Source organism: Dictyobacter vulcani (assembly GCF_008974265.1).
In the GTDB taxonomy this organism is placed as follows: Bacteria; Chloroflexota; Ktedonobacteria; order Ktedonobacterales; family Ktedonobacteraceae; genus Dictyobacter; species Dictyobacter vulcani.
Genome location: NZ_BKZW01000001.1, coordinates 1,261,392 through 1,273,646, shown reverse-complemented (window position 1 = coordinate 1,273,646; position 12,255 = coordinate 1,261,392). Strand labels below are relative to the sequence as shown.

At 47.2% G+C, this 12,255-nt stretch carries 7 protein-coding genes, 1 rRNA gene and 1 pseudogene; 2 read left to right on the top strand and 7 right to left on the bottom strand.

Annotated elements, in window-relative coordinates; translation table 11 throughout:
* Positions 1 to 6: 6 nt before the first annotated feature.
* From KDW_RS34845 to KDW_RS05315, 4 genes and pseudogenes are all read right to left on the bottom strand, one after another.
* Positions 7 to 1,484 (bottom strand): annotated as a pseudogene (locus KDW_RS34845) (isochorismate synthase).
* Positions 1,485 to 2,482: 998 nt separating this feature from the next.
* A complete protein-coding gene (locus KDW_RS05325) occupies positions 2,483 to 3,589 on the bottom strand; it encodes a DUF1648 domain-containing protein (RefSeq protein ID WP_151754994.1) in 1,107 nt (368 codons plus the stop codon).
* The gene (locus KDW_RS05320; protein ID WP_151754993.1) at positions 3,586 to 3,990 is read right to left on the bottom strand and encodes a GntR family transcriptional regulator; all 405 of its coding nucleotides are present in this window, start codon (positions 3,988 to 3,990) and stop codon (positions 3,586 to 3,588) included. The genes KDW_RS05325 and KDW_RS05320 overlap by 4 nt, the downstream gene beginning before the upstream one ends.
* Before the next feature lie 338 nt (positions 3,991 to 4,328).
* Positions 4,329 to 4,964 (bottom strand): hypothetical protein, encoded by a 636-nt coding sequence (locus KDW_RS05315; RefSeq protein ID WP_151754992.1) that lies wholly within the window; start codon positions 4,962 to 4,964, stop codon positions 4,329 to 4,331.
* Between the two features lie 557 nt (positions 4,965 to 5,521).
* Here KDW_RS05315 and KDW_RS05310 point away from each other — a divergent pair.
* Positions 5,522 to 6,838 (top strand): MFS transporter, encoded by a 1,317-nt coding sequence (locus tag KDW_RS05310; RefSeq protein WP_233097626.1) that lies wholly within the window; start codon positions 5,522 to 5,524, stop codon positions 6,836 to 6,838.
* A 120-nt stretch (positions 6,839 to 6,958) separates the two neighbouring features.
* Here the strand turns inward: KDW_RS05310 and KDW_RS05305 are convergent, their stop codons facing one another.
* A complete protein-coding gene (locus KDW_RS05305) occupies positions 6,959 to 7,483 on the bottom strand; it encodes a DUF4126 domain-containing protein (RefSeq protein ID WP_151754991.1) in 525 nt (174 codons plus the stop codon).
* Between the two features lie 470 nt (positions 7,484 to 7,953).
* Between KDW_RS05305 and KDW_RS05300 the strand changes: the two genes are divergently transcribed.
* A complete protein-coding gene (locus tag KDW_RS05300) occupies positions 7,954 to 8,418 on the top strand; it encodes a lipocalin-like domain-containing protein (RefSeq protein WP_151754990.1) in 465 nt (154 codons plus the stop codon).
* On the opposite strand, the gene KDW_RS05295 is transcribed toward KDW_RS05300, so the two are convergent.
* Positions 8,408 to 11,320, bottom strand: coding sequence for an ATP-dependent DNA helicase (locus KDW_RS05295; protein WP_151754989.1), 2,913 nt, complete (start codon positions 11,318 to 11,320; stop codon positions 8,408 to 8,410). The genes KDW_RS05300 and KDW_RS05295 overlap by 11 nt on opposite strands.
* Before the next feature lie 212 nt (positions 11,321 to 11,532).
* A 5S ribosomal RNA gene (gene rrf / locus KDW_RS05290) occupies positions 11,533 to 11,649 on the bottom strand.
* Positions 11,650 to 12,255: the final 606 nt, after the last annotated feature.

Below are 12,255 nucleotides of genomic sequence, written 5' to 3'. Positions count from 1 at the left end.
ACCTTCTTACTTCTCGCCGCCGAGACCACGTAGCATTACCTGTAATTTCAAGCAAGACTCCTGCAATTCGCTTTCCGGATCAGAATCCGCCACGATGCCACAACCGGCAAATAGCGTTGCCTGTCGGCCTTCAACCAGGCCTGAACGCAGCGCTACCGCGAACTCCCCGTTGCCACCAGTTCCAATCCAACCAACCGGACCCGCGTACCAACCACGGTCCAGATGCTCATCCTCTGCAATCGCCTCCAGGGCTGGCAGGCGTGGATAGCCACCGACCGCAGGCGTGGGATGGAGATCTTCAATCGCCTCCAGAATACTATGTCCCGGCAAAAGGTTACCCATAATTGGTGTTTCCAGATGCTGGATGTTCTTTAGTTTCAGCAAGTGGGGGCATCCGCTACCCAGACATGCGAACAAAGGGCCGAGAGCGCATCGCGAATCGTAGTAACCACAAAATGATGCTCGCCCTGATTTTTCTCACTCTTGAGCAGTTCCGCACCCAGGCGCTGATCTTCTTTTTCAGTCGCGCCACGCGGAGCCGAACCTGCCAGCGCCATTGTCTGAATCTGCCCATCCTCACTACAGACCAGGCGTTCAGGGGTCGCACCCATAAAATAGCGTGCTCCGCGCTGGATCGCAAACACATAAGCGCCTGGATACGACTGACTCAAGCGTTGCAGCGTACCATCCACATCAAAAGGCTCAGCTTGTTCAATCTGTACGCCACGAGCCAGCACAACCTTCTCAAACGCGCCCGCCCGAATCTTCTCTACTGCTCGGGCCACCTGGTTTTTCCACTGCTCGGCTGGCAGCAGATTATGTGTTGTAAACTCCTCCGTGGTGGTTACCTGTGTAGTTAGTGGTGCAGACTGATTTTGTAAGGCGTTCGCCAGGCGTTGCAATGTCTCGACCAGCGTACTGGCACGTTGTGCATAATCATCATCAGCACCAATCAAAGCATTAATTGTCAGGCCCGCTTTATCCTCATCAGAATGAAACAGGAGATAGGGCAAAATCAGCAAACCATCAGGAAAGTTTTTCCAGAGGTCGGTATGCGCTGTCAGTGTATTAAATGTGAAGCCACCCAGCAGTACCGGGCCTGAAGTATATGCCGGTAACATATCTGAATGCTTCTCAATGATGGCATGCTGTCGTAATTCGCGCCAGATGGCCGCAGCCGTCGCCACGCGCTCGGGTCCTGTTGTCTCGATCAGTGCAGCCTGCCCTACGCCAACCAGCGCACGCGCATCGGACGAGCGGGACCAAAAAAAACGATCCCCGAGATCAAGCTGTTGCAAAGTTGTAAAAAGCAAATGGGGATCATAAAGAGCAATGGGGAGGGTAATGCTCACAAGAATCTGGCGTCCTAGCTGTTCAGCGCGCTCCGTCGCCAGTTGGAAGGTCCTCACAAAGTGGTCCTGCTCGTAAAACAAGGACCCTGAATTGTTTGCACTACGCTCATTATAAGTAAAAGCTGTATCCATTTATCTCACCAGAAGTTTGAATAGTTAATATATCAAAAGCAATCGTGCGATCATAGCGGAATATACTCATCTATGAGTTCAACATTTAGTAAGGAGATAGAGAGAGCCCATAGATAGCATAGGACAAATACGTTGCTCATGTCCCCTGAAAATCTCCACTCCAGTTGACAACCCTCTATCTATCCACCGGGTCACCCGCCAGTCATGCCCATAGTGAATTGTCAAAAGTAATCTACATAGAACAGGAGTATGACCATGTGGGGCGACATACTGCGGTGGTGGATCAGCCAGACGCCAAAAGCAGTGCCTGTAGTATTATAGCACGCCATTTAATTTCGTACCAAGAGCCCGAAAAATCCAGAGAGAACAGCACACCAACAAAGCTGTAAGCAGATGGGAAGAGCAATTAGCCATAGTCCTAAAGGAGAAAGGTTACCGATGAGGGATGTTTGTGAATTGATACTTATCCAGTATAGCAAGGATAGTCAAACATTTCAACAGGCGAAAAACTGCTGCTGCTCTTGTATCGATATTATCGATTTAAGAAAATTAAATACGATATATTAAAAATATATCTAATCGATAATATCGATACAAAGGTTACCCGGGTCGCCTTTTGGGTTGCAAGTAACCTTATCAGGGTTATCCGGGACGCTTTTTGTGCTGCAGGGAACCTTATCAGAGATTAGCCGGGTAACCTTTATGATTGCAGGGAACCTTATCGGAGATTAGTTGGGTAACCTTTATGATTGCAAGGTAACCTTTAGCAAAAAACAGAAGGGCGACCTGAGTAACCTTTTTATGGGCAACAGAAAAACCGAAAAAGGCGACCCAGGTAACCATTTTTGTTTTCAGGTAACCATTTTTCTGCTAAAGGTAACCCCGAGGGAGACTTAAAAGCATCCAGGTCACCCTTTATTTTTGCCCATTATTCGCCCTATATGCAGAAAATTGGATCTATATGCGTAGGACAAATGGGCTACACCAGTCGATCTGCTTTACCGTACTAGGGCCCTCATCCCGATACTTACAAGAATAATCGCAACTACAGAGATGATGAAAACTTTTCCCCAGGGATTGCCGAGGTTGACGGTCCAGCCGATGCCCATACGTTTCTCGATCCAGAGCGCGGGATCATCAGGATTATAGTAGAACATGCCAGCGATCCAATAGCGATCATCGTCCTGCGCTACAAATTTTGTGTTGGGCTGGGTCCGAGTCTGACGTTGATTGCGTAGCGTGATGGTGCGGGTCAGGTAGACCATAATCCCGATAATGACGATCAAGAGCATGACCATCAGTACTGGTACGACTGCGTTGACATTACTGGTCGGCAGGATACCAAATGTGATCATTGAGATGACCAGTAAAATCAGATTAATCATCGTGGCCAGTAGGGGCAGGATCTGGCTGGTGCGGTGGCGCAACTCATGTTGATAGGCGACATCCGCTTCGGGATTGGCAGGATCTACCTGTTGGCGCGCTTGAGGGATATAGCGTGCCAGGCCGAACAATAGAGCAGTCGTAAAGATTGCTGGCAACGGTAACGTCCACAGCGCCACCAGTTTATCGGTCCACCGGTTGGGTTGCCCATCGATCCCAAAATGGGTGGGAAGTTGTTGTGGTAGGACTGGATAGCGCACGATGGCTACAATGATCATGGCAATCAGGATGATGAATGCAGGTATAAACCATAGTAATGAAATGTGAGCCGGTTGCTGGTTGCTACTGATGTCGGCCATCACCACCTGGCGCAGTCCCGCATACCAGTTGCCACTCTTTTTCGCCTGCGCAATACGGCGGCGTGCGCTATAAAAATCCAGGTAGATCAGGAGCAAGGTTACAAAGATGCCACCGGTAGTGGCAATGGGCAGAGAATTATAAGAGGTCGCAAAAAACCAGCCTGCAGCCTCAACCAGCAGCAAAATGACAATCAAGCCAGTATAGTAGTCCCGGTAGACGTGTTGAATGATTGGCTCATCGATACGATCAGGAGGGATACGTACCCCAAAGGGTAGCGTCTTAGCCATCAAAGAAGTCCAGAACCAGGCAAAAACTACCAGCAACAGAGACATAAGACTCATCAGAATATATGCCGCATTCATAGCTCGCTCCACTTCTGCGAGTTGTCGGGTAGCGCATGCTGCTCAGCAAACTCCTGCAGAATCAATTGACAATTCTTTAAAATTTCTTCAGAAGAGACATTTTTCGCATATGCTTCAGCCAGTAGCGCCCGTTGCCGCTCTTTCCAGGTATCAGATAGCATCGGAGTAATCTGTACCACGGCTCCTGTTTTGCGCCTGAGCTGAATAAAGCCTTCACGCTCCAATAAATCATAGGCCTTATTGACCGTATGCAGATTGATGCCAAAGTCAGCCGCCAACTGCCTGATGGAAGGCAGACTGGTACCTGGAGGTAACTGTCCACTGGCAATCCCTTCAATGACCTGGTCGCGTATCTGCATATAGATGGGTTTATCGCTATCAATCTCGATCATCAAGAACATGGTCTTATAAACCTTTCAGTTCTTTATCATATATAAACTATAACAAATAGAACAAAGAATTGCAATATGTTATAAAGGCAATTTTAAGGAACCGCTAAAAAAGATATCCATAACTTGCTGTAACAAAAATGGAGATTAGCGTATCTGAAGCTCACACCTATCAGGATCAGAGGATGTCGTCATAATCGGGCACTAAAGTCCCCAGATTTTTGAGTGTCGTATGCGTGGAAATGCAGGTGGAGAGAATGTGAAAAACATGAGCATCCACAAACTTTAAAGAAGGGAAAAGTCAGCGGGCGATTGACGAATGTTCAATTGCCCGTACTGGATAAGCCAGATCAAGAGCGTTTAATTGTTAAAACGCTCATATCTTCAAGCTCGCGAAGGATAAGCAAAACCTCACGAATGCGATCCTCATGCGGAAAAAGGATGTCCACAATTTTTCCCACCGTCCGCACCCCATCCACCAGTACCAGCACGCGTCGCATATGGCGGGGAAAACGCTTCAAGATTTCTGTATCAATATATATCAATCTTTGGGGCACAAATACTGTTGCTGGATGAGGACTTGAACCCTGACCGATATATGATTGAGAAGTAATAGCAGGTAAATGACCAGAGGTATTTTGCCGGATAGCTGGTAAGCCAGAAGTTTGTTGTCGAATGGCTTGTAAGCCAGAGGTATTTTGCCGAATGGCTGGCAAATGTGGGCTGGTCTGCATATATTCCTGTATTACCACCCAATCCAGCACTCCCATATTGGCAATCATACTCATTGCTTCATTGCCTGAGAGAGCCAGCTGACCATACATATTGACCAGGTGGCAAGCAACGGCGCTACCCTGAACCACATCGAGAAAGACGTAGCCGCCTTGCAAGCCAAAGATACCATCAGGCAATTGAGCGCGTAAGCGTCCATTCTGACGATACCCCTGTAAAAGTTGGAGGAGAGTCGATTGACCGAGATTATACATCGCAAACCCTCTAAAAAAACAATCCGTGGAGAGGCAAACCTCTCAATGTGCCAGTAACCATGCTGCCCTTTTTGCATATAGTCTAATGATAAAGTCAAGAATAGTAGACCTTACTATACCAAGGTTAGCGCTTGCATTGGCAGGCGGTGTCAAAAGAGCAAAAGGACAACCGATCCAGCATTTTAGACTGGAGAACGCAAAATACGCATAGAAAGCGAAAACAAGCCAGGAATCGGGTGTCAAAAACCACGCTCGGAGGAATGACCAATTGATATAATCGCGAATGATTCCATGCATGAGTATTGTAACACAACTGATCCATAAAAAGTTATTATCATCCTATAGTAATAGGGAGATAGGAAAAAATCTGGCTAATATGTCTGTGCATAGAATGTTTTTAGATTATATAGAGCAATAGTATGGATCAGATAGGTATTTCTTATATACATAAATGCTTCAATTTAATTTATGGTATAGTGCTGGTAAGGTAATCTCCGCCGTAAAAATCTCCACATATCACATAGTTAGTGTGAGTGAACTAGTTAAGAGGTACACACGTGAGTCTTGTCGACAAGGACGATCAACAATCTAGCTCTGCACTCTCTGAAATTTCACCGTTAGCTCCGAAAACGCATGATCCCTATCAGGCCATGCGTTTTCGTGATTTCCGCTTATTATTAATTGGCTCATTCATTGTATCGATGGGTGAGCGTATGCTTGAGGTCGCATTAGGCTGGGAACTCTACGAACGCACCAATTCCGCACTGGTCCTGGGTGGTGTTGGCCTGGTCTTGATTATTCCAGTCATTCTCTTATCGCTGCCGGCCGGACATATCGCCGATCGTTTTAATCGCAAAGGGATCGTGCTTGTTTCCCAGAGCGTGATGGTACTGGCCTCACTGGCCCTGACGCTATTATCGATCGTGCATGGTTCGATCGCATTTATTTATGCCTGTCTGTTTGTCATTGGTGCAGCCGGCGCTTTTCTGAGTCCAGCCAGTTCTGCACTTGCTTCCCAGACCATACCTGAAGAGGCCTTTGAAAACTCTGCGACCTGGAGCAGTAGTTCCTGGCAAATGGCATCGGTGTTGGGACCAGGCCTGGGAGGCATGCTGGTGGCTTTTTTTCATAGTGCCACCCTCGTCTATGGCTTGAACACGCTGGCCATCTTTATTTTCGTAATTCTTCTGGTTTTTATTCAGGCGCGCCATCAACCAATTGCGAAAAAAAGCCTGGAAGAAAAGACCAGCTGGAAATCAGTCTTTGAAGGTGTGCATTTCTTGCGGCGCACACCAGTCCTGTTAGCGGCGATTACGCTGGACCTCTTTGCGGTCCTGCTGGGAGGAGCTACCACGCTGCTACCAATCTTCGCGAAAGATATCCTGCACGTTGGTCCGACCGGGCTGGGCTGGTTACGGGCGGCTCCCTCGATTGGCGCGCTCTGTGTCGTCTTGATTTTAACCCATCGCCCGCCGTTTAAGCGTGCAGGCCCGATCCTGCTGTTCGCCGTAGCTGGCTTTGGAGTTGCCACGATCGTTTTTGGACTCTCACATTCCTTCTGGCTCTCGCTGGCCATGCTGTTTTTATTAGGTGGCCTGGATGATGTCAGTGTGGTTATTCGCGGCTCACTCTTATTGACGCGCACACCGAATGAGATGCGTGGACGTGTCTCCGCCGTCAATTCACTCTTTATTGGAGCCTCAAATGAACTTGGTGGATTCGAATCTGGCTTAACCGCACAGCTTTTTGGTCCGATCCTTTCAGTAGTCGCAGGAGGTATCGGAACCGTGGTGGTGGTTGTCTGCGTGGTCCTCTTATGGCCCGAAATGCGCCGTCTAGGAACCTTGCGAGAAACTGAGAAGCAACCTGGATAGGGTCGGCATTTCTCAGTCAGCTACACAGTTTGATGGTTCCCGACGGCGCATAGAAAAAAGATTCTGTTACTAAAAGTAAGTAAGTTACGTTACGTTACAATTTTTCCTGCTGCTATGCCTTTATGCATGTGTTTCAGGGGTAGCAGCAGCGAAGCCCAGGGCGATGGCGGCGCCATCTTCAACAAGAGCCAGGACAAAATCCGGCAGGCCTGTAGCCTGTGGCATAATACTACGGTAGGTAGAGCCAGCCAGAGTACCCACAACTGCTCCTAACGCCCCACGCATAGCACCAGAGAGCATCGGTTGCTCCAGGCGTTTACACAGCAACGCGCCGGAAACCGCTCCAAGAGCGATGCGGCCCAGAAAAGGACCTGATTTAATCCGGCTCGGTGTAAAGGGCAATTTATCAGCAATCATTTCCCCAACGGCTAAGACGGTTGTGATATTTTTTTGTATCGGCGCTGTCTCCTCATTCGTCCAGGCCAGAACAGCTAGAGGAGTCATTGAGCGCAAACCCGCCACCATACCCAACCAGGACGCCTTTTTCAGCGCGTCTGTCGCCTCAATTGTTTCCCCTGTCAACCCAAAGTTAGAGGTATTTCCAGTGAAATAAGTTCTATCTTTATCTGTACGTATGGCGCTCATTTCTACCTTCCCTTTCTATAGTATAATTCCCTCTGCTTTTATCCTACACGTCTGAGCGAAATTGACTGGTGCAAATAAGGCAATTGAACGCCTCTGTAGACTGATCCGTCTGCCAGGATTTGCACCGATTACTTCGCGCTAACGTAATCTTTTGTCGCATTACCCATGGTATATGGCTGTACACGTTTGAGGCCTGGAAAAAGTTGTAGCATTGGTAGGCCAGACAAGAATATCCATACAGTCCTTGCAGAGAGGTAGCAAGAGGTAGGAGGATATATTTTGATATTAAGAATGCATGAAAAAATTTTGCAGGAGCCAGAAAGGAGCTTTTTAACTGATAGAATATTTGACAATGCCGCTGTAATATGGATGAATGATTTTATGTATCTTCATATTTAATTACGCTTTTCTTAACGATAGAGCTTTTTAGTAGCAGGTCAAAGTATCCAGTTGTAAGAAAGTAGAGCTGCATGAAACAGAACATAGATCCGGCCGTATTAACGGGCACCTGGAAACTCGCAGCGGTTGAAATACGCTTTAGCGATGGTGATATCATTTATCCCTGGGGACTGCAGGCCAGGGGACACCTGGTGTATGCCGCTGATGGTTATATGTCGGCTGTTATCAGTGCCAGTGAACGCGTACATTTCACGACCGATGATATCCTCACCGGAACAATTGAAGAACAGGCGCGAGCGGCCCGCTCTTATATCTCCTACGGCGGTCCCTATGAAATCCATGGCAACGAGGTCATCCATCATGTCGAAGTCAGTTTATTTCCCAACTGGGTCGGCCAGCAACAGCGGCGTTTTATCGAAGCAGTTGATGGCGAGCAACTGATACTGCGTTCGGCTCCCTTGCTGGCTTCGGGTAGAGAAGGCATCGGCTATCTGATCTGGAAGCGGCACGTTCAGACTCCTGGTACTATTGAATGATGCCTTGTTGCTGGCAAAGATAGCGGATATCACAGCTTTGACAAACACTGGAAGGCGGTGGTGTAGTCACAGCAAACTGTTTATTGAGGATCTGGCTACTAATCGTATCAAAATAGTTATTCATCTGTTCCAGATCCTCTTCATGAAATGGAATCTCCATCAGTGCATCCGCTTTATTTTTTTCAGCGGTCCAGTAAAGATAGAGATGAGATGGTAGCTTTCTGGTCCGTCGTTCCAGTGCATAGGCATATAAATAGAGCTGCTGGGTATAACGATTTACCAGGGCTGTATCTTTCTCTGGTCGAGGCCCCGTTTTAAAATCGATAATTTCCATCCCTTGTTTCCCCTCAACCAGCAGGTCCATTTTTCCAGTCAGAATATACTCTTCCTTCTCAATCTGAAAGCTATGTTCCGCATCCTGAATACGTCCGAGCACGCCTTGATTTTGATCGAAATAGCGTAATATCTGTACCAGTGCTTTATTCTTAGTTGTGTTATCCAGTGGCATCATACCTGTGCAGGTGAGAAAGTAAAAGGTGCGCTCGAATAGCTCTATTAATGTATCCTCATGCAGTGAAGAGATAGGCTGTTCCAGTGCCAGGCGATGAAGTCCCTCTAGCGTCTGGTGAATCAGTTGTCCATAAAAGGTATTTGCCGAGTGGGCTGGACTAAAGTTATGCTCGCGTAAATATTCAAACTGTCGAGGACAGGTAGCGTAGAGGGAGATATGGCTGGTCAGGCTCAGCCGACGTTTAGGTGGTTCGTGCATACTGACTGGATCTGCCGCGGGCATCGTCATTAATTCCCGATAGTGATACTCCAGAGCGCTCGTATTATGCCAGAGGTGTGAAAATTGGGCGTGCGGTTTCCTGGGCGCACTCAGAATCAGGGCCTGACGCGCACGCGAAAAAGCCACATAGAATAAACGCCGTAAGTCAAAAGCCGGAATATATTTCTCTGGCTCGATTGGCTTGCGATGATAATAATCCCGCAAGGCTCGATCTTCATTGCCTCCCTGGGGAGGAGCCTTATCCAATCGGCCCACGATCACCACCGGAAACTCTAGTCCTTTGGCCTGGTGAATGGTCATGATCTGTACATGATCAAGTGGAACTAGCTCATCAGGATGCTCAAACTGATTGACACCATCCAGGTGTAGCAGGTAGATAAATGTATGGAAGAAATCATAGCGAAGCGCTGCCAGTGTGCGCGTGTTAATCGTCTCATGTCGAAAACTGGTCAAAAATATCTTGAGGTATTGTGAAAAAATCACCAGGTTAGCCATGGCCAACTTCTCAGCGCGGAAACCCTCAAAGGCGGTCGTAAAGATCAGACGATAAAAATAATCTGCCAGTTGTTTTTCGGCTGTTTCATCGTGCTCATCGGCCAACCAGATATCCTCTTGAATGGCTTGTAATTCAGTTTTAAAATCGGTATGTTGCTGGTATGCTCGTGTGAGCATGCTCTGGCAGTGTTGTAGATACTCTACAAAGTTCGTTTGTTCATCTGTAAAGTCAGCCTCCTGTAAATGTAGCAAGAGTGCAAAGCAGCCGATAAGTAATTGAATCTCAGGCTGATCAAAATAGTCGCGTGCCCGTGGACAATAGGCGGCAATTCCATAACCTTTCAATGCTTCGATGTAGGGGCGACTAAAGTCTGAGCGCACACTATGTAAAAGAATAGCAACCTGGCTATAATCCTGAATGCGTCCATATTGTTTGAGCTCACTGATCAGACGTGCAAACTGTTCTGCCTCAGCATAAATATCCTCTGAAGCCAGCGTAATTACTGCAGGATAAGCTACTTCGTGGTGAGCTTGTTTAGCTGGTCTGATCACTTTATCGGTACGAAAGATATTCGCAAAATCACCATGAGTGTTGGGGAAATTAACTGCCAGGGATTCCATCCATTGGTTGCAGGTATCGATAATTGTTGCATGTGAGCGATAATTCGTCGTTAATTGAACCTGTTTGCAATCAGGGAAGGTATGTATAAATTCAAGAATATTGCGCACAGTTGCACCCCGAAAGCGGTAGAGTGACTGATCCTCATCCCCTACCACACAGAGATTTTGCTCTTCAGTAGCTGAGGCTAACAAGGTCAGAATTTTTTCCTGGATATAATTCGTATCCTGATACTCGTCCACCAGCACATAACGAATATCCCGTGCAACTTGCTGAAACGCAACGGGTTTTTGCAGCAGGTCATATGCATAACGCTGGAGATGGGCAAAGTCCACATAATTGGCTGCCTGTAACAGCGTAGTATAGTTTTGATAGATGTGGGGGAGCAGAGCGGCTATGGTTTGCTGATCGCTGTTTGCATCAAAACGCGGTTGAGGAAAAACCTGGAGTAGTTTGTCGATAATCAGTTCCTCTGCGATTTTATCAAACAAGAATTGGAGCTTCCTGGCAATCTGCCATGGACTTCCCCATTGTGTCTGAAAAAAGGCCAGCATCGGTGCTGTACACAGAGTATCTAACTGTTGATAGATCAGCAATTGTTGAGAGAATTGATCCAACGTCTCGAAATTATTACCCAGTGGGGTATGGTGAAGGTGACGGACAAGAAACTGCTTGCAGATACTATGAATGGTGCCAATTTTGATTTGTGATAGATCTGCCTGATAGTTGATTGCGCGAGCGATTTGCAGGAGCCGATCCTGCATTTCATAGGCTGCCTTTTGCGTATAGGTGCAGAGCACAATACCTTCTGGTGGAGTCTGTCCACACAAAAGTAAGTTCATGGCCAGCAGTATCAAACTATATGTCTTGCCAGAGCCTGGTCCAGCGATGACGCGTAGTGGACCTTGCTGATGTGAAATAATCTGGATTTGCTCGCTATTCATTGCATAATGTCTGGTAAGGAGAGGGGAAATATTACTATGGGGCTCTAGCGTCATATCTATATATTCTTTCTCTATTATCTGGAGACTTAAAGCAGGAGGTCAGCAGAAATGGCCATGAGTTAATTTCTGATTCTTAGATAGATATACGCATCGCGCCTGTTTTTTTAACACTTTTCAATAATTTGGGAAATTAGATTTATCTGGAGAGTGAGAATCTACCTGGAGGGGGCCGAGGGGCATAAAAAAACCACCCATATGGGCAGGTGAGACGGCGACTTCCTATTTTCCCACGCAGTTGCCCACGTAGTATCATCGGGGATGAAGAGCTTAACTTCCGTGTTCGGGATGGGAACGGGTGTGCCCTCTTCGCTACAGTCACCAGCTCGCCTGCACAGACAAGTGGTTTTGTTCACGAGGAGTATCTTACCTGAAAGACTGATCCTTGTCAACCCCCTTTTTGACAACAATTTTTACCCGGGCCGCGATTTTCCTTTTTTCTTTTGAACGGAGAATTAATTTTGTGGTCGAGTTAAAATTAAGAGAGAAAGTACTTGACAGGAACATCCAGGGTATGGCATAATCATCGAGCTGCAGAAAGACGACAATCACCAGGCTTAACAAGCTGGAGTGCTCCTGTCCCTTCGCATCCGTTGTGCCACGCTAAGGTGGTTTCCTCGAGATCAAAGATCTCCTGTGTCTTCCCAACCATATGTTGAGAAAATGAGAAGGCTTTGGCCTTTTTTGCAGAGAGGTGTATGGATCCCGGCTCTTACGAGCAGGGATATGAGATTTCGGCGGACCTGAAAAATTGGTCGGAAAAACGCTTGACAAAGCACAATAGATCTGCGATACTACAGCCACACGAGACAAGCAAGCAGAAATGCAGCGCTTGATCGTTCCACACGAACTGCGGTTCGTGGGCACCTTGACAACTGAAGAGTGGAAAGCAGAACAGCAACTGGAACAACATAAATCGTTTCTAGTTTCCT